Annotated in this window: 25 protein-coding genes; 17 read left to right on the top strand and 8 right to left on the bottom strand. The window is 60.1% G+C overall.

The features are described from left to right. Positions 1–143 precede the first annotated feature (143 nt). From ACP7D9_RS04925 to ACP7D9_RS04965, 9 genes are all read left to right on the top strand, one after another. Entirely contained in the window at positions 144–1,271 is a 1,128-nt protein-coding gene (locus ACP7D9_RS04925) for a branched-chain amino acid ABC transporter substrate-binding protein (protein ID WP_101158403.1), read from the top strand. A 229-nt stretch (positions 1,272–1,500) separates the two neighbouring features. Next, positions 1,501–2,424, top strand: coding sequence for a high-affinity branched-chain amino acid ABC transporter permease LivH (livH, locus tag ACP7D9_RS04930; protein WP_312995902.1), 924 nt, complete (start codon positions 1,501–1,503; stop codon positions 2,422–2,424). After that, a complete protein-coding gene (locus tag ACP7D9_RS04935; RefSeq protein WP_101158401.1) occupies positions 2,421–3,677 on the top strand; it encodes a high-affinity branched-chain amino acid ABC transporter permease LivM in 1,257 nt (418 codons plus the stop codon). The genes livH and ACP7D9_RS04935 overlap by 4 nt, the downstream gene beginning before the upstream one ends. Then, complete coding sequence (gene livG, locus ACP7D9_RS04940; protein ID WP_101158400.1) at positions 3,674–4,441, top strand: high-affinity branched-chain amino acid ABC transporter ATP-binding protein LivG; 768 nt, start codon at positions 3,674–3,676, stop codon at positions 4,439–4,441. Before ACP7D9_RS04935 ends, livG begins: the two co-directional genes overlap by 4 nt. Continuing rightward, entirely contained in the window at positions 4,442–5,143 is a 702-nt protein-coding gene (locus ACP7D9_RS04945; protein WP_003222380.1) for an ABC transporter ATP-binding protein, read from the top strand. It begins immediately after the preceding gene. A gap of 297 nt (positions 5,144–5,440) precedes the next feature. Beyond that, entirely contained in the window at positions 5,441–5,746 is a 306-nt protein-coding gene (locus ACP7D9_RS04950) for a BufA1 family periplasmic bufferin-type metallophore (protein ID WP_101158398.1), read from the top strand. A gap of 25 nt (positions 5,747–5,771) precedes the next feature. Further along, positions 5,772–6,659 (top strand): DUF692 domain-containing protein, encoded by an 888-nt coding sequence (locus ACP7D9_RS04955; protein ID WP_101158397.1) that lies wholly within the window; start codon positions 5,772–5,774, stop codon positions 6,657–6,659. Continuing rightward, positions 6,656–7,414 carry a putative DNA-binding domain-containing protein gene (locus ACP7D9_RS04960; protein ID WP_426155969.1) on the top strand — a complete coding sequence of 253 codons (759 nt, stop codon included), beginning with the start codon at positions 6,656–6,658 and terminating at the stop codon, positions 7,412–7,414. Before ACP7D9_RS04955 ends, ACP7D9_RS04960 begins: the two co-directional genes overlap by 4 nt. Continuing rightward, the gene (locus tag ACP7D9_RS04965; protein ID WP_426155971.1) at positions 7,411–7,887 is read left to right on the top strand and encodes a DoxX family protein; all 477 of its coding nucleotides are present in this window, start codon (positions 7,411–7,413) and stop codon (positions 7,885–7,887) included. Before ACP7D9_RS04960 ends, ACP7D9_RS04965 begins: the two co-directional genes overlap by 4 nt. A gap of 98 nt (positions 7,888–7,985) precedes the next feature. Here ACP7D9_RS04965 and ACP7D9_RS04970 read toward each other — a convergent pair whose 3' ends face one another. Next, positions 7,986–8,900: a LysR family transcriptional regulator gene (locus tag ACP7D9_RS04970; protein ID WP_426155973.1), complete on the bottom strand. Its 915-nt coding sequence runs from the start codon at positions 8,898–8,900 to the stop codon at positions 7,986–7,988. Between the two features lie 103 nt (positions 8,901–9,003). Between ACP7D9_RS04970 and ACP7D9_RS04975 the strand changes: the two genes are divergently transcribed. Further along, the gene (locus ACP7D9_RS04975) at positions 9,004–9,603 is read left to right on the top strand and encodes a short chain dehydrogenase (RefSeq protein ID WP_101158734.1); all 600 of its coding nucleotides are present in this window, start codon (positions 9,004–9,006) and stop codon (positions 9,601–9,603) included. Between the two features lie 5 nt (positions 9,604–9,608). On the opposite strand, the gene ACP7D9_RS04980 is transcribed toward ACP7D9_RS04975, so the two are convergent. Further along, the gene (locus ACP7D9_RS04980; RefSeq protein WP_426155975.1) at positions 9,609–9,956 is read right to left on the bottom strand and encodes a hypothetical protein; all 348 of its coding nucleotides are present in this window, start codon (positions 9,954–9,956) and stop codon (positions 9,609–9,611) included. A 137-nt stretch (positions 9,957–10,093) separates the two neighbouring features. On the opposite strand from ACP7D9_RS04980, the gene ACP7D9_RS04985 reads away from it, so the two are divergent. Both ACP7D9_RS04985 and ACP7D9_RS04990 read left to right on the top strand, forming a co-directional pair. After that, on the top strand, positions 10,094–10,747 hold the full coding sequence (locus ACP7D9_RS04985; RefSeq protein ID WP_426155977.1) for a COG3650 family protein: 654 nt from the start codon (positions 10,094–10,096) through the stop codon (positions 10,745–10,747). 95 nt (positions 10,748–10,842) lie between these two features. Beyond that, entirely contained in the window at positions 10,843–12,456 is a 1,614-nt protein-coding gene (locus tag ACP7D9_RS04990; protein ID WP_426155979.1) for an NAD(P)/FAD-dependent oxidoreductase, read from the top strand. A gap of 134 nt (positions 12,457–12,590) precedes the next feature. On the opposite strand, the gene ACP7D9_RS04995 is transcribed toward ACP7D9_RS04990, so the two are convergent. Next, entirely contained in the window at positions 12,591–13,685 is a 1,095-nt protein-coding gene (locus tag ACP7D9_RS04995) for a PLP-dependent cysteine synthase family protein (protein WP_426155981.1), read from the bottom strand. A gap of 249 nt (positions 13,686–13,934) precedes the next feature. Here ACP7D9_RS04995 and nhaA point away from each other — a divergent pair, with 249 nt between their 5' ends. From nhaA to ACP7D9_RS05020, 5 genes are all read left to right on the top strand, one after another. After that, complete coding sequence (nhaA, locus tag ACP7D9_RS05000; RefSeq protein WP_426155983.1) at positions 13,935–15,125, top strand: Na+/H+ antiporter NhaA; 1,191 nt, start codon at positions 13,935–13,937, stop codon at positions 15,123–15,125. 163 nt (positions 15,126–15,288) lie between these two features. Continuing rightward, complete coding sequence (locus ACP7D9_RS05005; RefSeq protein ID WP_426155985.1) at positions 15,289–16,503, top strand: S-type pyocin domain-containing protein; 1,215 nt, start codon at positions 15,289–15,291, stop codon at positions 16,501–16,503. A gap of 7 nt (positions 16,504–16,510) precedes the next feature. Beyond that, positions 16,511–16,762 carry a colicin E3-like toxin immunity protein gene (locus ACP7D9_RS05010; RefSeq protein ID WP_101158387.1) on the top strand — a complete coding sequence of 84 codons (252 nt, stop codon included), beginning with the start codon at positions 16,511–16,513 and terminating at the stop codon, positions 16,760–16,762. Between the two features lie 23 nt (positions 16,763–16,785). Further along, entirely contained in the window at positions 16,786–16,980 is a 195-nt protein-coding gene (locus ACP7D9_RS05015; RefSeq protein ID WP_101158733.1) for a colicin E3-like toxin immunity protein, read from the top strand. 44 nt (positions 16,981–17,024) lie between these two features. After that, entirely contained in the window at positions 17,025–17,276 is a 252-nt protein-coding gene (locus ACP7D9_RS05020; RefSeq protein ID WP_426155987.1) for a pyocin S6 family toxin immunity protein, read from the top strand. Positions 17,277–17,349: 73 nt separating this feature from the next. Here ACP7D9_RS05020 and ACP7D9_RS05025 read toward each other — a convergent pair whose 3' ends face one another. The 5 genes from ACP7D9_RS05025 to ACP7D9_RS05045 all read right to left on the bottom strand — a co-directional run bounded on the left by ACP7D9_RS05025 (position 17,350) and on the right by ACP7D9_RS05045 (position 23,685). Then, positions 17,350–17,814, bottom strand: coding sequence for a glycine zipper 2TM domain-containing protein (locus tag ACP7D9_RS05025; protein WP_016771369.1), 465 nt, complete (start codon positions 17,812–17,814; stop codon positions 17,350–17,352). 180 nt (positions 17,815–17,994) lie between these two features. Beyond that, a complete protein-coding gene (pdxH, locus tag ACP7D9_RS05030) occupies positions 17,995–18,642 on the bottom strand; it encodes a pyridoxamine 5'-phosphate oxidase (protein ID WP_101158385.1) in 648 nt (215 codons plus the stop codon). Positions 18,643–18,666: 24 nt separating this feature from the next. Continuing rightward, positions 18,667–19,770 carry an OmpA family protein gene (locus ACP7D9_RS05035; protein WP_426155990.1) on the bottom strand — a complete coding sequence of 368 codons (1,104 nt, stop codon included), beginning with the start codon at positions 19,768–19,770 and terminating at the stop codon, positions 18,667–18,669. A 113-nt stretch (positions 19,771–19,883) separates the two neighbouring features. After that, positions 19,884–21,029, bottom strand: a complete 1,146-nt coding sequence (locus tag ACP7D9_RS05040) for a serine hydrolase domain-containing protein (RefSeq protein WP_101158383.1) — start codon at positions 21,027–21,029, stop codon at positions 19,884–19,886. Positions 21,030–21,216: 187 nt separating this feature from the next. Beyond that, positions 21,217–23,685 carry a beta-galactosidase gene (locus ACP7D9_RS05045; protein WP_426155993.1) on the bottom strand — a complete coding sequence of 823 codons (2,469 nt, stop codon included), beginning with the start codon at positions 23,683–23,685 and terminating at the stop codon, positions 21,217–21,219. Positions 23,686–23,777: the final 92 nt, after the last annotated feature.

Genomic DNA, 23,777 nt, shown 5'->3' on the forward strand with positions numbered 1-23,777 from the left:
TTCCCAGTTGATCAAGCGGCGCTCTACACTGTACCGGTACAGTTGCCGGGGCATTTTCCGGAGGGTATCGCAAAGATATCTGACCCGGTTCTGCTGCTACGGCGCCAGAACTCTAAAAAATACAACAGTAAGAGTGGAGCACTATGACTAAGGCTACTAAGCAGATTTCCAAACTGTTTGCCGCTATGGTTCTGGCCGGGGTTGCCAGCCATTCGTTCGCAGCTGACACCATCAAAATCGGTATTGCCGGCCCTAAAACCGGTCCAGTAGCCCAGTACGGCGACATGCAGTTCAGTGGCGCAAAAATGGCCATCGAGCAGATCAACGCCAAGGGCGGTGTCGATGGCAAGCAACTGCAAGCCGTTGAATACGACGATGCCTGCGATCCGAAACAAGCGGTAGCGGTAGCGAACAAGGTCGTCAACGACGGCGTCAAGTTCGTGGTCGGTCACCTGTGCTCCAGTTCCACCCAGCCAGCTTCGGACATCTACGAAGACGAAGGCGTGATCATGATCACCCCGGCCGCCACCAGCCCGGACATCACCGCCCGTGGCTACAAAATGATCTTCCGCACCATCGGTCTCGACAGCGCCCAGGGCCCTGCCGCCGGCAACTACATCGCCGATCACGTGAAACCGAAAGTGGTTGGCGTGCTGCACGACAAACAGCAGTACGGCGAAGGCATCGCCACCGCCGTCAAATCGACCCTCGAGAAGAAAGGCACCAAGGTTGCCGTCTTCGAAGGCGTCAACGCCGGTGACAAAGACTTCTCCGCAATCATCGCCAAGCTCAAGCAAGCCGGTGTCGACTTCGTTTACTACGGCGGCTACCACCCGGAGCTGGGCCTGATCCTGCGTCAGGCTCAGGAAAAAGGTCTGAAGGCCCGCTTCATGGGTCCGGAAGGCGTGGGTAACGACTCGATCACCCAGATCGCCAAGGACGCATCCGAAGGCCTGCTGGTGACCCTGCCCAAATCCTTCGATCAGGATCCGGCCAACGTTGCCCTGGCTGATGCATTCAAGGCCAAGAAAGAAGATCCGAGCGGTCCGTTCGTGTTCCCGTCCTACTCGGCGGTGACCGTGATTGCCGAAGGCATCAAGGCGGCCAAGTCCGAAGACGCGACCAAAGTGGCTGAAGCCATCCACGCCGGTTCGTTCAAGACGCCGACCGGTGACCTGAGCTTCGACGACAAGGGCGACCTGAAGGACTTCAAATTTGTCGTGTACGAGTGGCACAACGGCAAACCTAAAACCGAAGTTTCGCCTCAGTAAGGCCTTGCCCGACTGACTGCCAATAAAGCCCACGGCGTGCCGTGGGCTTTGTTTTGCGAATGTATGGGCCGCGCTGGCGTGATCCGCCAGTCTGCCCACCTGAAAATCTCAAAACCGTCATCAGCGGTTCGCTGGCAAAACCCGGATTCGAAGTGGATAGAGATCCACGGGGCCGGGCGGGAAAATGACTCCACCAGTGAAATGCGTACAGGTTTTTAGGAGCGCTGTAATGCCTGACCTCTATCACTTCTTCCAACAGCTGGTTAACGGCCTCAACGTTGGCAGCATGTATGCCCTGATCGCCATCGGCTACACGATGGTTTACGGCATCATTGGAATGATCAACTTCGCCCACGGCGAGGTCTACATGATCGGTTCCTACGTGGCCTTCATCGCCATCGCCGGGTTGACCATGATGGGACTCGACAGTGTCCCGCTGTTGATGACCGCAGCGTTTATCGCCAGCATCGTCGTCACCAGTTCCTACGGTTACAGCATCGAACGGATTGCCTACCGCCCCCTGCGCGGCAGTAACCGTCTGATCCCGCTGATTTCCGCCATCGGTATGTCGATCTTCCTGCAGAACACCGTTCTGCTGGCGCAAGACTCCAAGGACAAAGCTATCCCCAACCTGATCCCGGGCAACTTCGTCTTCGGTCCGGGTGGCGCACAAGAAGTGCTGATTTCCTACATGCAGATCGTGGTGTTCGTAGTGACCGTGATCGCCATGCTCGGCCTGACCCTGTTCATCTCCCGTTCTCGTCTGGGCCGCGCCTGCCGCGCCTGCGCCGAAGACATCAAGATGGCCAACCTGCTCGGCATCAACACCAACAACATCATCGCCCTGACCTTTGTCATCGGTGCTGCGCTGGCCGCGGTGGCGGCTGTGCTGCTGAGCATGCAATACGGCGTGATCAACCCGAACGCCGGCTTCCTCGTCGGCCTCAAGGCCTTCACCGCTGCGGTATTGGGCGGCATCGGCAGCATCCCGGGGGCGATGCTCGGCGGTTTGGTGCTCGGTGTAGCGGAAGCGTTCGGTGCCGATATCTTCGGCGACCAGTACAAGGACGTCGTCGCGTTCGGCCTGCTGGTTCTGGTGCTCTTGTTCCGTCCGACCGGCATTCTGGGCCGTCCGGAGGTTGAGAAAGTATGACTAGGAATCTTAAACAGGCGCTGTTCAGCGCTTTGCTGGTGTGGGCCGTGGCCTACCCGGTACTCGGTCTGAAACTGACCATCGTCGGCATCAACCTGGAAGTGCACAACACCAGCCCTGCAGTACTCGCGACCATCGCGATCTGCTCGGTGCTGATGTTTTTGCGCGTGCTGTTCAACCAGCAGATCAGCAAGGCCTGGCGCTCCTCCCCGGGCATGCCGCTGATCCCGGCCAAGGCCAGCAACTTCCTCACCCTGCCAACCACCCAGCGCTATTTCATCATTGCGCTGATTCTGCTCGCCCTGGTCTGGCCGTTCTTCGGCTCCCGTGGCGCGGTGGATATCGCCACGCTGATCCTGATCTACGTGATGCTCGGCCTGGGCCTGAACATCGTCGTCGGTCTGGCCGGCCTGCTTGACCTCGGTTACGTCGGTTTCTACGCCGTCGGCGCCTACAGCTACGCGCTGCTGTCGCACTACTACGGCCTGAGCTTCTGGATCTGCCTGCCGATTGCCGGGCTGATGGCGGCGACGTTCGGCTTCCTGCTGGGCTTCCCGGTGTTGCGTTTGCGCGGCGACTATCTGGCGATCGTGACCCTCGGCTTCGGCGAGATCATCCGTCTGTTCCTGCGTAACCTGACCGATATCACCGGCGGCCCGAACGGTATCAGCAACATCGAAAAACCGACGTTCTTCGGCCTGACCTTCGAGCGTAAAGCGGCGGAAGGCCTGCAGACGTTCCATGAGTATTTCGGCCTGCAATACAACTCGATAAACAAGGTGATCTTTCTTTACCTCGTTGCCCTGTTGCTGGCACTGGCCGCGCTGTTCGTGATCAACCGTTTGCTGCGCATGCCGATCGGCCGTGCGTGGGAAGCGCTGCGTGAAGACGAAATCGCCTGCCGTGCGCTGGGTCTGAACCCGACCGTGATCAAGCTTTCCGCGTTCACCCTCGGTGCTGCGTTTGCCGGTTTCGCCGGCAGCTTCTTCGCCGCGCGTCAGGGTCTGGTGACGCCGGAGTCGTTCACCTTCATCGAGTCGGCGATCATCCTCGCCATCGTCGTGCTGGGTGGCATGGGCTCGCAACTGGGTGTGATTCTGGCGGCGATCGTAATGATCCTGTTACCGGAAATGATGCGTGAGTTCAGCGAATACCGCATGTTGATGTTCGGTGCGCTGATGGTGCTGATGATGATCTGGCGTCCACAAGGTCTGCTGCCGATGCAACGCCCACACATGGAGTTGCGCAAATGAGCCGCGAGATCCTTAAAGTCGACAATCTGAGCATGCGCTTCGGCGGCTTGCTAGCGGTCAACGGCGTGGCGCTGACCGTCAAGGAAAAACAGGTGGTTGCGCTGATCGGCCCGAACGGTGCCGGCAAGACCACCGTGTTCAACTGCCTGACCGGTTTCTATCAGCCTACCGGCGGCAGCATCCTGCTCGACGGCGAGCCGATTCAAGGCCTGCCGGGCCACAAGATCGCCCTCAAAGGCGTGGTGCGCACTTTCCAGAACGTGCGTTTGTTCAAGGACATGACTGCGGTCGAGAACCTGTTGATCGCCCAGCACCGTCACTTGAACACCAACTTCCTGTCCGGCCTGTTCAAGACCCCGGCGTTCCGCAAAAGCGAGCGCGAGGCGATGGAATTTGCCGAGTACTGGCTGGAAAAGGTCAACCTCAAAGAGTTCGCCAACCGCACCGCCGGCACCCTCGCCTACGGCCAGCAACGACGTCTGGAAATCGCCCGCTGCATGATGACCCGCCCGCGGATTCTCATGCTCGACGAACCGGCCGCCGGCCTGAACCCGAAAGAGACCGAAGACCTCAAGGCGCTGATCGGCGTGCTGCGTGAAGAGCACAACGTCACCGTGCTGCTGATCGAACACGACATGAAACTGGTCATGAGCATTTCCGACCACATTGTCGTGATCAACCAGGGCACGCCTCTGGCTGATGGTACGCCGGAACAGATCCGCGACAATCCTGAAGTGATCAAAGCCTACCTGGGGGAAGCGTAAATGCTGCAGTTTGAAAACGTTTCCACCTTCTACGGCAAGATCCAGGCCCTGCACAGCGTCAACGTCGAAGTCCGTCAAGGCGAGATCGTCACGCTGATCGGCGCCAACGGTGCCGGCAAGTCCACACTGCTGATGACGCTCTGCGGTTCGCCGCAAGCACACAGCGGCAGTATCCGCTACATGGGTGAGGAACTGGTCGGCCAGGACTCGTCGCAGATCATGCGCAAGAGCATCGCCGTAGTGCCGGAAGGTCGTCGGGTGTTTGCCCGTCTGACCGTGGAGGAAAACCTGTCGATGGGCGGATTTTTCACCGACAAGGGCGACTATCAGGAACAGATGGACAAGGTTCTCGGACTTTTCCCACGCCTGAAAGAACGCTTCAACCAGCGCGGCGGCACCATGTCCGGCGGCGAACAGCAAATGCTCGCCATCGGCCGCGCGCTGATGAGCAAGCCCAAGCTGTTGCTGCTCGACGAGCCGTCGCTGGGTCTGGCGCCGATCATCATCCAGCAGATCTTCGACATCATCGAACAGCTGCGCAAGGACGGGGTGACGGTGTTCCTGGTCGAGCAGAACGCCAACCAGGCACTGAAAATCGCCGACCGCGCGTACGTTCTGGAGAACGGCCGCGTGGTCATGCAAGGCACCGGTGAAGCGCTGCTGACCGACCCGAAAGTACGCGAGGCGTACCTCGGCGGTTGAGTGTTCTCGCTGAACAACAAAACGGCCTTCGGGCCGTTTTTTTGTGCCCACGAAACCGCGGATCTACTCCCCCCTGCGGGAGCGGGCTTGCTCGCGTAAGCAGTGTGTCAGTTAACCAAAATGTCGACTGATTCACCGCTTTAGCGAGCAAGCCAGCTCCCACAAGGGATAGCCGTGTCAGGAAAATCTCTGGAAAAGTTTTGCGGCGCGCTGTAACGCATCGCGGTGAGCGTTCTCTAGAGGCACAAGCAAGCGCAAATCGCTTGCAGAAACCCTGATAAAACCTGGAGAAACATCATGACTGCGACTACCCGTACCCTGTCCGCCACCGCTCTGGTTCTGGCTCTCGGTTCCGCACTGAGCATTGCCAGTGTCTCCACCGCCCAGGCCGCCGATGCCAATATGGAAAAATGCTTCGGCGTGGCCATGAAGGGCAAAAACGATTGCGCCGCAGGCGCCGGTACTACCTGCGCCGGCACGGCGAAAATGGATGATCAGGCCAACGCCTGGAAACTCGTTCCGAAAGGCACCTGCGCCACCACCGAAAGCAAAACCTCGCCGACCGGTTTCGGTCAGCTCGAAGCCTTCAAAGCCAAGTCCTGATCAGCGACCTGCCTGAGTGACGCCCATGTTCAGTCATCACGAACCGTCCCTGCCGCGCACTCAGGCAGCTCGCACCGAGCTCCCTGCCCGCGCCGGGCTGGGGCTCAAGACCGGGCACTTCCGCGAAGTGCTCGGCTCCATTCCGGACCTCGGTTTCTTTGAAGTCCACGCCGAAAACTACATGGTGGCCGGCGGCCCGTTTCATCATTTTCTCGGTCTGATCCGCGAGCAGTACCCGCTGTCATTGCATGGCGTGGGACTGTCGATCGGTGGCGAAGGCCCGCTGGACAGCCAGCACCTCAAACGCCTCGCCGAGCTGATCGAACGCTATCAACCACAAGCCTTTTCCGAACATCTGGCCTGGTCGAGCCACGGTCCGGTGTTTCTCAATGATCTATTGCCACTGGCCTATGACACGCCGACGTTGAACCGCGTTTGCGCGCACATCGATCAAGTACAGAACACTTTGAAACGAACGATGCTGCTGGAAAACCCGGCGACCTATCTGGCGTTTCAGCATTCGACGATCGACGAGGCCGAGTTCATTGCCGAAGTGATCCGCCGCAGCGGCTGCGGCTTGTTGCTCGACGTCAACAATGTCTACGTGTCGTGCATCAATCATCAGCGCGATCCGATGGCTTACCTTGATGCGTTACCGCTGCACGCAGTCGGCGAGATTCATCTGGCCGGCTTCGCTGAAGATTGCGACAACCTCGGCGATCGGTTGCTGATCGACGATCACGGCGCGCCGATTGATCAGGCCGTCTGGGAACTGTACCGACAAGTACTGCAGCGTATCGGCCCGGTGGCGACGCTGATAGAACGTGATAATCACGTGCCGGCCTTCGAGGTTTTGCTCGCCGAAGCGCAGCAAGCCGAGACGCTGTTGCGCCGAGCGGAGCGTGCGGCATGAGCACGCAAGCGGACTTCGCCGCCGCGCTGCTTGACGTACAACTGCCTCATCCCAAGGGCCTGTGCAGTCGCAACGGCGTCGACCCGTCACGGCGTTTCGCGGTCTATCGAAACAACGTGCAGGGCTCGTTGATCAATGCCCTGGCCGACAGTTATCCGGTGGTGCTGCAATTGGTCGGTGAGGAATTCTTCCGCGCCATGGCGGCGATTTTCATCCGCGCTCAACCGCCACAAAGTCCGTTGATGAGCCGCTATGGCGAGGACTTCGCCGACTTCATCGCGCAATTCGACCCTATTGCCGGCGTGCCTTATGTCGCTGATGTCGCGCGACTCGAACACTTGCGCACGCTCGCCTACCACGCCGCCGATGCGCAGCCGATCCGGCCTGAGCAAGTCAGCGCGGCGCTGGCCGATCCGCAGTCGCTGAGCGCGCTGTGTCTCCCATTGCATCCCTCGCTGCACCTGCTCGACTCGGCCTATGCCGTCGTAGCGATCTGGGCGGCGCATCAGCACGAGCAAAGCCTGGCAGGCATTGGCCTTAATCAAGGCCAGCACGCCTTGGTGCTGCGCAACGGTCTCGAGGTTGAGCTTTTTGCTCTTGAACCGGGTGCGAGCGTATTTATTCGCCACTTGAGCGCGGGGCAAACGCTGCTCGCGGCGGCAGGAAACAGCCCGCCGTTCGACCTCGCCCAAACCCTCGCCTTGCTGATTGCGCACAACGCGATCACTCAGCTGAATTACAAGGAGTTGCCATGAACACCTTCATCCTGCGTGTCATCGCGCTGTTCGAAAAAATCCCGCACAGCCTGATTGCCTTCATCGCGCGTTTTTCCATCGCCGCCGTGTTCTGGAAGTCCGGACAAACCAAGGTTGAAGGGCTGGCTGTCGATTTGATTGACGGCACCTTTGAACTGGGCTGGCCGCGTTTGGCGGACTCGACGATTCCGTTGTTTCAGAGCGAGTACAACCTGCCGCTGCTGTCGCCAGAATTCGCCGCACATATGGCAGCGTTTGCCGAGCACGCGTTTCCGGTGTTGATTCTTTTTGGCCTGGCGACACGGTTTTCGGCGCTGGCACTGCTGGGCATGACCCTGACCATTCAACTGTTTGTCTACCCGGATGCCTACCCGACCCATGGCACCTGGGCGGCGGTGTTGCTGTACCTGATGGCGTCCGGGCCTGGCAGGTTGTCGATCGATCACCTGTTTGCCCGCCGTTTCCAAGGCTGACCTGAAACTGTAGGAGCTGCCGAAGGCTGCGATCTTTTGATTTTTAAAAGCAAGATCAAAAGATCGCAGGCTTCGGCAGCTCCTACACAGGTTCGATATCAGCGCTGCAGCCGATCCAGCGCTTCGCCACTGCGCTTGAACCATCCCATCAAATGATCCGCCAACACCTGCGTGCGCTTGGGCAATCCGCCCTGATACGGGTGCACCAGATACATCGGCATCCGTCGGGTCTGGTAATCGCGCAGCAGCCAGCGCAAGCGGCCGTCAGCCAATTCGGTTTGCAGAAGATACGAAGGCAAACGTGCGATGCCGGCGCCGGACAGCGCGGCTTTTTTCAGCAGGCTGTAATGGTTGCTGGCGAACGGGCCTGACACCCGCACCCGCAATAATTCATGCTGCTGATGATACAGCCACTCTTCCCGCCCGGTGTAATGGCTATTGAGCAAACAACGATGCTCAGCCAAGGCATGCGGCGTCGCCGGCTCGCCGAATCGCTCGAGGTAGGCCGGGCTGGCGCAGGTCATTTCGTGCCACGCCAACAGCGGCCTGGCCACGAGCCGATCGTCATTGGCCACCTCGGCGCGAATCGCCAGATCGAAACCGTCGCGGGACAGATCGCGATAGCTGTTGTTCAGCTCCAGCTCGATCTGCACATCGGGGTATTGCCCGGAAAACTCCAGCAACAATCCATCGAAGAAGGTCTCGCCGAGCGATACCGGAACGGTCATGCGCACCGGCCCGGCCATATCGTCCTTCAACCGCGCCAAAGCCTGCCGTGCGCGTGCGACCTGAGCCACCAGCGCCTGCGCCTGCGGCAGCAGCGCCGCCCCTGCCGCCGTCAGGCTCAAGCGCCGGGTGGTGCGTTGCAGCAACGCCACACTAAATTGCGCTTCGAGCTGGCTGATGCGCTTGGACAATTGGCCCTTGCTGCAGCCCAACTGCTGCGCGGCCAAAGTAAAACTGCCGGCCTCGATCAGCACGGCAAACGCGGCAAGGTCATCCATTTCGCTCATGGATTGTTTCCATTTGAAAACCAAAGGTTGCCTATTAGTGCGCTTATCCGCAGAAAAAACCACTCTAGACTGCAACCTCATTCATACACATGGGTACAGCTCGATGAAGATTCTGTTGATAGGCGCCGGCGGCACCATCGGTTCGGCGGTAGACAAGGAGTTGTCGCAACGCCACGAAGTCGTGCGTATCGGCCGTAACAGCGGTGACTTGCAGGTGGATATCAGCGACAGCACATCGATTCGCAAACTGTTCGAGCAGACCGGCAAGTTCGATGCGCTGATCTGCGCGGCGGGCAACGTGACGTTTGCAGCGCTGGGCGAGATGACCGAAGACAGCTTCGCCCTCGGTTTGAAAGACAAACTGATGGGCCAGGTCAACCTGCTGCTGATCGGCCGCGAGTACGCCAATGACGGCGCCTCGTTCACCTTCACCACCGGTGTGCTCAGCCACGACCCGATTCGTAGCGGCGCCTCGGCAGCGCTGGTCAACGGCGCCCTCGACAGCTTCGTCCGCGCTGCTGCCATCGAGCTTCCACGTGGCTTGCGAGTGAACTCGGTGAGCCCGACCGTGCTCACCGAAGCCCTGGGCAAATACGCGCCCTACTTCCGTGGTTTCAAACCGGTTCCTGCAGCAGAAGTGGCATTGGCCTACGCGAAAAGTGTCGAAGGCCTGCAGACTGGTCAGACTTTACACGTGGGCTGAATCACTTAATCGATCAAGGTAGGTAAGAGCCGTTTGGCGACGGACCGCGACATGGTGATCCTGAGCTCCCCGCCCAGCTCGGATCGCACTGTGCCTGTGGAAATGTGCTGGCCGTTGATCGAAATATTCAATGGCTGGCCCAGCGCCTCCAGACTGATTGCCCTCGCCCGTTCAGTGGCGGCGGGTGCCAGAGCAACGGATAAATGGACAAGATCCGGATTGGCCCCTTGATCATCCTTGAGCAACACTTCCATCTTTGTGAAATCAACCGCCGAAGAGAATTTCAGATCGGCAGCCTGGACGCTGGCAGCGCTTGCGGATGCCAACAGCAACAGCGCAATTTTCCATCGCATTGAACACTCCATGATCTATCAAAAAAAGTGCGTGAGACTATGCGGCGCCGCAGAGCCGGACTCAATAGTGGCCACTCAAGCCTTGTGATCGACAGCCACCCTCAGTAACGTGACGACACTTGTCTGGAGAGCCAAAGATGCGTGTTGCCCGTTCGATCGTCCTCGTTACCCTGCTGCCGTTGTTTGCCGCCTGCCAGTTGTTTGATGGCCAGCGCCAGAGTGTGTCCCACGCAGGGCAGACGCGCATGCAGGGGCAACTGACCGCCGCCGACGGCAAACTGGTGTTCCAGCCGTGTCAGGATCAGCGGCAGCTGGTGGTCAACGACATCGGCGGTACCAGCGTCCTGCAAGAAGCCGCCACTCTGGCCGACGAGCAAGGCAAACTGTTTGCCGATGTGCGTGGCAAGGTCTCCGGCGATCGCCTCGACCTGGGCCAGTTGTATCGCGTCGAACGCTCGGGCACAGCCTGTGATGACCCCAACTTCAAACTGTTGATCCTGCGCGCCGCCGGCCATGGCCCCCAATGGAACGTCAAGGTCAGTGGCAAAGGGATGGTCATCGAACGCGAAGGCCAGCCCCCGCTCGCCGTGCCGTATGTGGAAGAGCAACTGGGCGACGGTCGCTTCAATCTCAGCAGCGAAGCCAACAACCAGCGCATCGAATTGTGGGTCGCGCCACAGCGCTGCGTCGACAGCAGCACCGGCAGCGTGCAGCACATGAGCGCCGAGTTGCGTATCGACGGTCAGGTGCAGCGCGGCTGCGGCTATTTCGGCGGCGCGCGCAACGACTGATCGTTTTTCCCCCACGGATCCGCTCGCGGCGGCTTATAATCGCCGCCTTCAAACGCCCTGGCGCAGTTGTGCGCCCCGCGAATCCGGATCCCGCCATGTTACGAATCACCGAACTCAAGCTGCCAATCGACCATCCCGAAGAAGACCTGCGCGCGGCCATCGTGCAACGCTTGGGCATCGCCAGCGATGATCTGCTCGATTTCACCTTGTTCAAGCGCAGCTATGACGCGCGCAAAAAGTCTTCCGAACTGTGCTTCATCTACACCATCGACCTCAACGTACGCGACGAGGCCAAGGTACTGGGCAAGTTCGCCGACGACCGTAACGTCAACGTGGCGCCGGATGTCAGCTACAAATTCGTCGGCCAGGCACCGAACGATCTTGGCCAACGGCCGATCGTCGTCGGTTTCGGCCCGTGCGGCATCTTTGCCGGCCTCCTGCTGGCGCAAATGGGCTTTAAACCGATCATTCTCGAACGCGGCACCGAAGTCCGTCAGCGCACCAAGGACACCTGGGGCCTGTGGCGCAAAAGCGTGCTCAATCCCGAGTCCAACGTGCAGTTCGGCGAGGGCGGCGCGGGCACGTTCTCCGACGGCAAACTCTACAGCCAGATCAAAGATCCGAAATTCCTTGGGCGCAAAGTCCTGCACGAATTCGTCAAGGCCGGTGCGCCGGAAGAAATTCTCTATGTCAGCAAACCGCACATCGGTACGTTCCGTCTGACCGGCATGGTTGAAAACATGCGCGAGCAAATTCGCGAACTGGGCGGTGAAGTGCGCTTCCAGGAGCGCGTTTGCGACGTGCTGATAGAAGACGGCCAACTGGTCGGCGTGCAACTGGCGAGCGGCGAAACCTTGCATTCGAAGCATGTGGTTCTGGCCCTGGGCCATAGCGCCCGCGACACCTTCCGCATGTTGCATAGCCGTGGCGTGTTCATGGAAGCCAAACCGTTTTCGGTGGGTTTCCGTATCGAACACCCGCAATCGCTGATCGACCGTGCGCGCTTGGGCAAATACGCCGGGCACCCGAAACTCGGCGCTGCCGATTACAAACTGGTGCACCACGCCAAGAACGGCCGTTCGGTCTACAGCTTCTGCATGTGCCCGGGCGGCACCGTCGTCGCAGCGACCTCCGAGCCCAATCGTGTGGTCACCAACGGCATGAGCCAATACTCGCGTAACGAGCGCAATGCCAACTCCGGTATCGTCGTCGGCATCACCCCGGAAGTCGATTATCCGGGCGGCCCGCTTGCCGGTATCGAATTGCAGGAACGCCTGGAATCCCACGCGTTCATCCTCGGCGGCAGCGACTACAAGGCCCCGGCGCAACTGGTTGGCGACTTCATCAATGGCAAGCCTTCGACCGAACTGGGCGAAGTCGAACCGTCGTACAAGCCAGGCGTGGCGCTGGGTGATCTGGCACTGGCGCTGCCGGACTTTGCCATTGAGGCGATCCGTGAAGCCTTGCCAGCCTTCGAGAAGCAGATTCGCGGTTATTCGCTGCACGATGCAGTGCTGACCGGAATCGAGACCCGCACTTCATCACCGCTGCGCATCACCCGCAACGAGTCGCTGCAGAGCATGAATGTCAAGGGCTTGTTCCCGGCGGGTGAAGGCGCCGGTTATGCCGGCGGGATTCTCTCGGCGGGCGTCGACGGGATACGCATTGCCGAGGCTGTGGCCCGGGATATCCTCGGCCTCACTGACTAATCAGCATTAGCTGACACAACACAACCCCTCTGGGAGCGGGCTTGCTCGCGAACGCGTCGTATCAGTCGATTCATTTATCGCCTGACACACCGCCTTCGCGAGCAAGCCCGCTCCCACATTTGATTTTCGGGGTGTCAGATATTGGCGCGCAGCACTGACGCCGGCAGCACCTCCCCACGCTCGGCACTCGCCGCCACCGCTGCTATCAACTCACCCAGTTCATACCCCTGCGCTTTCAACCAGTCCTGATCGTAATAGGTGTCGGCATAACGCTCGCCGCCATCGCACAGGATAGCCACGATCGACCCCGACTGCCCCGCCGCTTTCATCTGCTGCGCCGCCATCAACGCACCGATCAGATTGGTCCCGCTCGACCCGCCGACATGCCGCCCCAAACGCTGCGCCAGATAATGCATGGCCGCCAGCGACAAGGCGTCCGGCACCTTGACCATCGCGTCGATGACGTTGGGCAGAAAGGACGCCTCTACCCGCGGCCGACCAATGCCTTCGATGCGCGAGCCGCAGTCGAGCCGCAGGCTGGCATCACCGCTCTGATAGAAATCGAAGAACACCGAGCGCTCGGCATCGGCACACAACACGCGCGTGCAGTGCTGGCGATAGCGTACGTAACGACCGAGGGTGGCAGTGGTGCCGCCGGTGCCGGGACTGGAAATCAGCCAAGTCGGCTCTGGGTGTTTTTCGTAGCGCATCTGCTGGAAGATCGACTCGGCGATGTTGTTGTTCGCCCGCCAGTCGGTAGCGCGTTCGGCGTACGTGAACTGATCGATGAAGTGACCGCCGTGCTCGCGGGCCAGGCGCTCGGATTCGGCGTAGATCTGCGTCGGATCCTGCACCAGATGACTCTGCCCGCCGTAGAAGGCAATCTGGGCAATCTTTTCTCTCGAGGTGGACGCCGGCATCACCGCGATGAATGGCAGACCGAGCATGCGGGCGAAATACGCTTCGGAAATCGCCGTCGAGCCGCTGGACGCTTCGATCACCGGCGCGCCGGGTTTCAGCCAGCCGTTACACAGCGCGTAAAGGAACAGCGAACGAGCCAGACGATGCTTGAGGCTACCAGTGGGATGGCTGGACTCGTCCTTGAAATACAACTCGATGCCGGGAAAACCAGGCAGCGGCAAGGGGATCAGGTGGGTGTCGGCGCTGCGCTGGAAGTCCGCCTCGATGATGCGGATGGCTTCGCGGGCCCACTGTCGGGTGTCGCTCATGGTCTCGGTTCTCACTGAATCAGACAGGAGATCGAACTCCTGAAAAAGGTCTATGGCAAGCTTAGGAATAATCGGCTAGCGGGCAAAGATACAGCTGAGTATCAATCTGTACGGCAACTGCTAGGCTCAACGTGGCCGGGGCCAGACACCTTGTAACGACATATAACAAAAAAGAATATAACTTTTGTTTTAACAACTAACCGTACGGGTTAGGGTAGACCACCTTTTTTGATCTGATGGAGAGCGACCTTGCCTCTGCGTAGCACTTTCACGCGTTTCTTTCAGTTGGAAGCTGCCAGCGGTCTGCTATTGATCGCGGCAGCCATCCTCGCGCTGATCATCAACAACTCGCCGCTGTCGTGGCTTTACACCGGCCTGCTCGACACCCCCGTGGTGGCGCAGATCGGTGCGCTGAAAATCGCCAAACCCCTGCTGCTATGGATCAACGACGGCCTGATGGCGATGTTCTTCCTGCTCATCGGTCTGGAAGTCAAACGCGAAGTGCTCGACGGCCAGTTGTCCAAGCCCTCGCAGATCGTCCTGCCCGGCGCAGCGGCGATCGGCGGCATGCTGGTCCCGGCGCTGATCTACTGGTTTCTCAACCGCGACAACCCCGCCGCCCTGAGTGGCTGGGCCATCCCGACCGCCACCGACATCGCTTTCGCCCTCGGCGTACTGGCGCTGCTCGGCAAGCGCGTGCCGGTGTCGCTGAAACTGTTCCTGATGACCCTGGCGATCATCGATGACCTCGGTGCGATCGTGATCATCGCGATCTTCTATTCCGGCGAACTCTCGACCCTGTCCCTGGGCCTGGCGGCTGCGTGCATTGCCGCGCTGGTGGCGATGAACCGGCTCGGCGTGGTCAAGCTCGGGCCGTACATGATCATCGGCTTGATCCTCTGGGTCTGCGTGCTCAAGAGCGGGGTCCACGCGACATTGGCTGGCGTGACTCTGGCTTTCTGCATCCCACTGCGCACGAAAAATGCCGAGCCGTCGCCGCTGCTGACCCTCGAACACGCGCTGCACCCCTGGGTCGCCTACGGCATCCTGCCGCTGTTCGCCTTCGCCAACGCCGGTCTGTCGCTGAGCGGCGTCACCATCGAAAGCTTCACCCACGACGTACCGATGGGCATCGCCATCGGCCTGCTGCTGGGCAAGACCATCGGCGTGTTCGGGCTGACGTGGCTGGCGGTCAAGATCGGCATCGCCGCCCTGCCCCAAGGCGCCAACTGGGGCCAGATTCTCGGCGTGGCGATCCTCTGCGGCATCGGCTTCACCATGAGCCTGTTCGTCGGCTCGCTGGCCTTCGAACCGGGCGTGAGTGATTACGCCGGCATGGATCGCATGGGCATCCTCACCGGCTCGATTCTCGCGGCAGTGATTGGTTATGCGGTGACGGCGGCGGCGAGTCGTAAGCAGGCTGCGTTACCGTCCGTGTAATAAATATGGCGAGAGGAGCCCTCTCGCCATCAGCTTTCTTGCAACGCAGCGAACAATCCCTACGTCTTTAGCGACGCGTCCTACAGCCACATTTTCCCCGCTTCGATAACGTCGTGCAGCCCCTTTTCAACGGGGCTGTCGATGGTGAACGAAGGGACGATCAGTGGCGCGGAACAAGGACATCCCCCAGGTAAAGAACCCACCGGCGGGCGACGGGCATCACGTAACCTGGCGGGATATGACGGCCGCTGAACTGGCCGAGCGCGAAGCCGGGCAAGACGCTTACGACGCGATGCTGGCGCGGCAGGAGGCGTTCGAACGCAGCCGTGAAGTGGCGGCGAAAAAACCTCAAGCCGTGCGTGCCGGCAGTGTATTCGCCAAGTCCTGCAAATTGCCGGATGCGATTATCGATTACAGCAATCCTTCCGGCATGGTGCCGACCGACAGCCTGAGGGATTACGGCGAGCTGATACTGCTCGGTGCTCGCGAAGCCGACCCAAGCGGCGGCATTCCTCTCAAGAAAATCAGCGCCAACGCCATCCCGGTCGGGTTCGGCAGTCTGGCCTTGGCAGGCTCGGCTTTCGAAGCGCTGCCGGCGCTCCTCTCCAGTGCGACCGCTGCGCCTTTGGTCGGGCTGGTTGCGCTTTTAATGCCATCAAGCCTGGGCGACAGCGCGCTCTATACCGATGAGCAACTAAGCACACTCAAACAAGCCCGAACCCGCGTGCGCCTGCGCGTCGAGCAACAGGCCGATGGGGCCCTCAAGGGTTACGGCTTCTACACCGGCAAGAACCGCGATTGGGAAATGGTCGATGTCGTGCAATTCACTGCACGCGGCGACCGGTTCGTTGCGGATTTGGGTGAAGGCGTCGAACTGCTCTGGACCCCGGCGGTGGATGGCTCGGACATTCTAGGCATTCCGGCGCTGGAGGCTGCCCCGCAAGCACCGCATATCTGGGTGTATCCACCGACGAAAGCGGCCGACGGGATACTGGTGAATCCGGTTTATCCGCCGGAGTACAAAGATTTCATTCTGGTGTTTCCCGCAGATTCGGGTGTAAAACCGATTTACACCGTTGTCAGCTCTGCGAAAGGCACCGCTGAAGCGGGACATACCTATCACCCCGCTCCCGAGACGTCGGATATCACAGCCTTTCCCGATTTAAGAAGAGCAAAAAAGAAAACGCCGTTCAACGGAGGGCTCCGCGATCGCTGGATCAATGCAAAAGGCCGAATAATCTATGAGTGGGACTATTTACATGGCGAGCTTGAAGCCTACCGCGCAAGCGATGGTAGCCATTTAGGCTCTTACGACCATAGAACTGGTGAACAGATAGATCCACCAAAAAAGAACCGTAGTATCAAAAAATATTTATGAGGATTGCATGGGACTCAAAGTCAGACTCGAATGGTATGACCAACAAACCGAACTGGGGGAAGGGGAGGAACTGTCGAAAGATTTCGGTGAGGACGTTTCATTAATGGAAGCATTAGGCCTACCGTCGAAAACCTTCAATAACGGCGGATTCGATGTGAACGCCGATTGGGTCGAGACTCTCCAGCCCCACTTCCAGCATTCAATCCAATTTTCGTCTTACGACTATCAGGTATCGTTTGTTTACCGTGATCAATGGTAGATGGGACTGAAAATAAGATTGGAATGGTACGACACAGCAACGTTGGAGTATCAAGGGGAGAGTCGCCAAACGATCTGGGTGATGATGAGTCAGTGTTAAACGCCTTGGGGATCCCCGCCGAGGACGACATCAATAATGGCAGCTTGAACGTCGTTCAAAACTGGCTGTCCACAATTCAGCCGTTTCAACATCAACTCGATTCGAAAGTCCACTACTAGCAAATTTCGTTTGACTACGGCTGACAGCCCGAAGGTTTAGCTCCATGCGCTTTCTTTCGATTACCGGATTCTTCCCTGACGAAGTCCAAGATGACTCCTTGCAATTCGAGCTGGATATCACAGGCAGCGAGATGAATGAAAAAGTGGCCCAGCTCATTGAATCCAAACCCTTGGATGAGGTGGATCCCGGCGAGCTGTTGTTGACTCAGGATCAGGTTACCGCATTGGAAAACCTGCTCAACGTCAGTTTTCCAAAGGGCCTCGAATACTTCATGGGCACCTGCGCGACATACTGAATGAACAATTCACAAGCAAAGAAAAACCCCGACCAGTCACCTGATCGGGGTTTTCTTTTACCCAGCTCCCCGCTTAGTGCGAGACGCGGCTGGTTCCGCCAACGGTGGAGATCCGTACCCGCTCGCCAACGCGGAATACTTCATTCTCCTGAACCTGCTGCACATAGGCGCGCATGCTTCCGTCGTCTTCGCGGACGGTGATTTCCACGCCCTGGGTGCGGGTCAGGCCTTCTTCGGTGGCCGAGCCGAGCAGGCCGCCGGCCACTGCGCCGATGACTGCAGCGACGATGCTGCCCTTGCCGCCGCCGATAGCGCTGCCGCCGACGCCGCCGACCACTGCGCCTGCTGCGCCGCCAATCGGGGTTTTGGTGCCTTCGATTTTGACCGGTCGCAGGGATTCGATGGTGCCCATGCGAATCGTCTGCACACGACGCGCTTCGTCACGGGAGTAGGAGTCGCCGGTGAGGCTCGATTGGCAGCCGGTCAGCAACATCGCCATCGTGGAAAAGGAAGCAACCAGCAGAACAGACTTACGCATAGCATCAACTCCAAAAGAACAGGTGTTCATTAAACTCCGTGGCCTGGCGCCTGTCACGACACCATCCGGATAAAATTGGCTTCCATTCAGGCTGGATACAGATGCCTGCGAGCGTCCACTTAAAGTAGCGTGAAATCACTGAATCTGCGCCATCGCCCTTCATCCCGCTCGGTAGACTGCTCAGGGTGCCAGTCGTTCAAGAATCCACTCGGCACCCTGGAGGCGGTAATTAAGGCGATCATGCAGACGGCTGGAACGGCCCTGCCAGAACTCGATGCGCTCGGGCAACAAACGGTAACCGCCCCAATGTTCAGGGCAATGCGGCTGGGTGTCGCTGAAGCGTTGCTCGGTGGCTTTGAGCAGATCTTCCAGTTCACCACGACCGTTGATGACCCGGCTCTGCGGTGAGGCCCAGGCGCCGAGACGGCTGCCCAAGGGTCGTACCTGATAATACGCATCGGACTCTTGCGGCGTGACCTTGACCGCCCGTCCTTCGATGCGCACCTGGCGCTCCAGGGTTGGCCAGAAAAAGGTCATGGCGGCAAACGGGTTGGCCGCCAGATGCTGGCCCTTGGCGCTGTCGTAATTGGTGAAAAAAGTGAAGCCCTGCTCGTCGAGGCCCTTGAGCAGCAGAATGCGGCAATGCGGACGACCGTCGGCATCGACCGTGGCCAGGGTCATGGCGTTGGCTTCCACCGGCGCCTGCTCGGTTTTCACCGCATCGGCAAACCATTGGTGAAACAGCGCAAACGGCTCGGCCGGGGCTTGCGCCTCGGTCAGACCGTCACGGGTGTAATCGCGACGCATATCGGCCAGAGCCTGGGTCATGGCGGATTCCTTTTCGTTAGCGGATCACTTTTTAGCGGGGTCGGCTGCGGCGACTTTCTTGTCGGTCGCGGCGGCTTTGGCGGGTGCAGCCTTTTTCACTGGAGCCTTGGCCGGAGCCTTTTTCGCAGGAGCCTTGGCGGCAGCTTTCTTGGCCGGCGCTTTTTTCGCCGCCGGGGCAGCAGCTTTCTTCGCGGCAGGCGCTGGAGTAGCTGGTTTGGCCACTGGCTTGACGTCTTGCGCGGCGACCATGGTGACTGGCTTCGGCGCCGGCATGTTGTATTTGCTCAGCAGCGCGACCATGGTGTTTTGCGGGGTGACCAGCAGTTCGACACGACGGTTCAGGGCGCGACCCTCAACGCTGTCATTGGCAGCACGCGGCGCTTCGGAACCCATGCCACGCAGCATCAGGCGATCACGCTGCAAGCCGCTGAGGCGGAAAATCGCTGCAACCGACTGCGCACGTTCCTGACTCAACTTGATGTTGGCCGGTGCTGCACCGCTGGTGTCGCTGTGACCGAGCACCAGCACGGCGGTTTTCGGGTCGGCTTCGAGAATTTTCGCCACGCGGGTGAACGGGCCGAGGGTGACCGGCAGCAGCATGGCCGGACGGTCCGGGTTGAACGAGCCTTCCACCGGCGCTGTTACGACCAGTACGTTATCGCGACGCTCGAGTTGCAGCTTGCTGTCCTTCACCGCTTCGCGCAGACGCGGTTCGTAGTCGTCGAGCCAGGCTTGAGTGACCTTCGGATCCGGCATCGGCACTGCTTTGGCGGTTGGCTGATCCTTGCCGCCGAACGGCCACCACCATTTGCCATTGGACTGCGCCTGGGCTTTGGCCACCTCGACCGGTTTGGCTTCAGGTTTGACCTCGGCCTTCAGATCGGCCTTGACCGCTTCATCGCTGGAACCGAACGGCCAGTACCACGGGTTGCTGCTTTCGGCCTTGGCCACTGGCGCGGTCGCCGCCGGTTTCAACGGGGCCGGGGCCGGAGCCGGATCTTTGGCCGCGACTTTGTCAGAAGAACCGAACGGCCACCAACTGCCGCCGTCCGCATCGTTTTTCGGGGTCTGTGCGCAACCGGTGATCGCAACACACAGGGCCAGGGCGAGGGTCTTTTTAGATGACATTGAAAATCCACAAAATGAAGTAATGAAAAATCAGAGCACTTTCGCCCGGATAAACAGCCGTTTTGAAACGAAAATCCCTATGAGGTTCCGACCCTGGAACCGCAGTTGAAGCTTTACAGACAAGTGGCAAGCACCCGCGCCAGCTTTTGCGCGCGCGGATCCATCAAAACGTAAGGCCCCAGGGTATTTGTCACGAAACCGAAAGCCACATCGTGCTCAGGATCAGCAAAACCGATCGAGCCGCCCGCTCCCGGATGGCCGAACGCGCGTGGGCCGAGGCCGTAGGTGGCGTTGGGCACGTCCGGTTGATCGAGCATGCAGCCGAGGCCGAAGCGGGTGCGCGTGAGCAAAGTCTTGTCGTCGCCGAGGCTGTGCTCGCGGGTCAGCTCTTCGAGCATCTCGCTCTCGAGCAGGCTGCCATCGAGCAGACCGGCATAGAAACCGGCAAGGCTACGCGCGTTGCCGTGGCCGTTGGCTGCCGGTTGCTGCATGCGCCGCCACTCCGGTTTGTTGGTGCTGGTCAGCACGGACGGCGGATTGGTGAAGGCGCGGGTGGTCATGGCCGTTGGTTCGCGCATGGTCACTTGCAGCAAGCGCTGGGCCGCGGCGTCGCCGGGGTTACCTTTGCCGCGGGCGATGTGCGCCACGCGATGAAATTCTTCGTCGGCGAGGCCTACATGGAAATCCAGACCCAAAGGTTTGGCAACCCGAGCGACGATCGATTCGCCCGGTCCACGCCCGTCAGCACGGCGCAGCAATTCCCCGACCAGCCAACCGTAGGTGATCGCGGCGTACCCGTGACCGGTGCCCGGCGTCCACCACGGCGCTTCGGCCGCGAGGGCGTCGACCATGGTTTTCCAGTCGTAAAGGGCTTCAGGGGCGAGCAGTTCGCGCAGCGCTGGCAGGCCGGCCTGATGGCAGAGCAATTGGCGCAGGGTTACAGATTCTTTGCCGGCGGCAGCGAACTCCGGCCAGTAGCGGGCAACCGGGGCATCGAGTTGCAACTTGCCTTCGGCTACCAGTTGCAGCGCGGTGACAGCAGTGAAGGTCTTGGTGCAGGAGAACAGGTTGGCAATGGTGTCGCTGTGCCAGGCTTCGGCGCCATCCTTGTCGGCGGTACCGGACCAGAGGTCGAGGACGGTTTCTCCACCGACCTTGATGCACAGGGCTGCGCCGCGTTCCTGGGGATCGTCGAACAGTGCGGCGAAAGCCTCGCGCACCGCTTCGAATTGAAGCTCGTAATGTCCCTGAATCTGCACCCGCAACTCCCCGCGAAAACGCTCTACAAAGTGGCCCGCATTGTTCCAGCCCTTGAGGGATTTGGGAACAGGCGCGGGCCAGACGGTTAAAAGCCAAATTAAAGACCGTAGCCTTCGGCAGCTCCTGCATGGGATGACGTCCCCTGCAGGCGCTGCCGAAGGCTGCGATCTTTGTGGGCGTCACGCCTTAATGACCATTCCCCGAATGCCCACCCGCCTGCCCGGGCCCTGCTGCGTTGCCAGCCTCAGCCTTGCGCCCGCCTTCAGTCTCGGAGCGCGGCGTTTTCTGCGCCTCCTTGCCCAACTGCTCAAGCGTCTGCAGATTGCTTTTGCGCACCGCCTCGACAAAGCCCTGATACGGCAGATCGGTAACTGCGACCAGCCCGAAATGGCCGTTCTCGCCGTCGAGCAACCGCCCGGTCACCGGTTGGTCGAGATACTGGAACCAGTGCACGCCGACAATCGACGGCTCGCTCAGCGCCTGTTTGAGGAAGTTGGCATAGGCAGGGCCGCGATCTTCTTCTCTGGCCAATTGCGTCACGCCGCCCCAGAACGGGCCTCGGTCTGCCGAGCCGAAGTTGAACTCCGTGATCAACACCGGTTTGTCCAGCGCCGCCAGCGTGGCGAAGTCATAACCATCCTGCGGCTCGAGCGTGTACATATTGAAACTCAAGACATCGCAATACTGCGCGCAGGACGCCACGGCCTCAGGTGTGCTGATGGCGAAGCGACCGCCAAGCAACATCTGGTTCGGCGCGTGCCACTTCAGCGAATCGGAAATGGTCTTGAAGTAGGTGTCGGCGAAAACCTTCTGGAAGTATTTGAAATCCGCCTCGATTTCCGGATGCTCAGGACTCGGCAATGGCGGCACGAAGCCCGGGTCTTCCATCAATTCCCACGCCGGCAACTCGATGCCCCAGGCCTTGGACAGACCGGCCTGATTGCGGTACTTGTCACGCAATTGCTTGAGAAAGGCGCGTTTGGCCGGCACGTCGGTGGTCATTTTCAATGTGCCGTAGGCGAGCGCGTAGCGAGCCTTCGGATCGTCGCCAGGGCCGGCCCAGGCCAGCTCGTTATCGGCGTAATAACCGATCAGCCACGGATCGTCGCGATGATCGCGAGCGGCAATGGCCACGGCGCGCTCGGTGGCCATCGCGAAACGTGGATCGAACGGATCGGGCATGCCGCCCCACCAATCGCTACCGGTGCTGATGCTGGCATAATCGCCGACGATCGACAGCGGCAAGGTGTACGGCACGCGCTCAGCGTCCGCCAGCGACGGCGCGCTCCAGTTGCCGACGGTGTTGAAACCCCAGGCCTGCAACCGATCGAGGGTATGCCGGGTCCAACGCTCTTCATCAATCGTGGCTGTGCACGGCGCGGTTTGCGCGCTGGACGTTTGCACCGCATCGGTCTGCGCCGCTTCGGCAATACCCGATTTTGGCTCGGCAGGCACCGCTGCGGTTTCAGCGGCCTGCACCGAGCTGGCCTCAGTCGCGCCCGCCTTCGCCGCTTCGGCGATCCCGGCCTTGTTGTCGCTGTCCGGTTTGCACGGTTCGCCGTACAGGCGTTGCAGATTGGCGCCGTAGAAGTCGTACCAGCGGCCATTGCCGTAGCCACGGCCCTGATCGGCGCCGTTGCCGCCACGGTTGTCGCCTTCGCCAAAATGCGCGGCCAGCGGGTCGCCGTTATTCGGCAATGATTCGAACATGTATTCGCGACCCGCCACGTAGGTCCGGTTGACCTGCGGGCTCACCGTATTGACACCCAGCGAGTAGAACGGATGGCCTTCAGGAGTCACCAGATACCAGCGGCCATCGCGTTTTTCTGTGCGGAAGAAACCGCTGGCCTTGAACGCCGGGCCTTCATTCCAGCCGCCGAATTTGTCCAGCGGGGACTTTTCGCGCTCGGCCAGCCAGTTGCTCAGTTGTTGCTGCTCTTTGCTGGCGGCGCTTTTCAGTTGCTCGTCGCTGCTGACTTTTTCCGGCCATTTGCTGCGGCTCGACTGCCCGTACGCGTCGACCAGATTGCCATACACCGCCTGTGTCACCGATTCGCCGTCCTGCACGCCAAAACGCTCGAGCAGCAGGTTCTGCGCGACTTTCGGCTGATCCATCGACAGGCTCACCGAAACCACCTGGCTGCGATCGATTTCGCCGGTGCTGCTGGCCAGCAGGATGCGTTGGCCATCGACGGTCATCGGCATCGGCGGGCCGGCTTTCATGCCTTGGCTCAACGGAGTCGAAGCCACCAGCGGCACCAGCAACGTTTGCGCAGGACCGGCCGGCAGATCGACACGACTGACCAGGGTACGACCATCGTTGCTTTGGATCTGCACATAAACCGTCACCGCCCAGTTCATCGCACTCTGCAAACGCAGGGTCATCATGCCGGACTGCGACCAGTCCCAAGCCCCGGTCTGCGGGGTCAGACGCAAGGTCGGCCGTGCGACCGGGTTGAACGTGACCCGGCGCAACACTTCGCCTTCGGGCGTCTGCTCAGCATTGGCCTGCGGCAGGTCGGCGTTTTCCGTGGCGATTTTGACCACGTCGGCCGGGCGCACGAAGTTGAACAGCGTCTGCTGACCGGCGGGCGCCGCCAGCGAAGGCGCGGCAAAGATCAAGGCGAAAACAGCGGGCAACGAACGGCGGATCATAAGAACGGAGTTCTCCCTAACGACCAATCAAGGCCAGTGGAAAAGCGGTGGCAGAGAGATAGACAACGCGGCGGGCCAATCGGCCCACCCGT

This window comes from Pseudomonas sp. TSRC2-2 (assembly GCF_049897785.1).
Lineage (GTDB): Bacteria > Pseudomonadota > Gammaproteobacteria > Pseudomonadales > Pseudomonadaceae > Aquipseudomonas.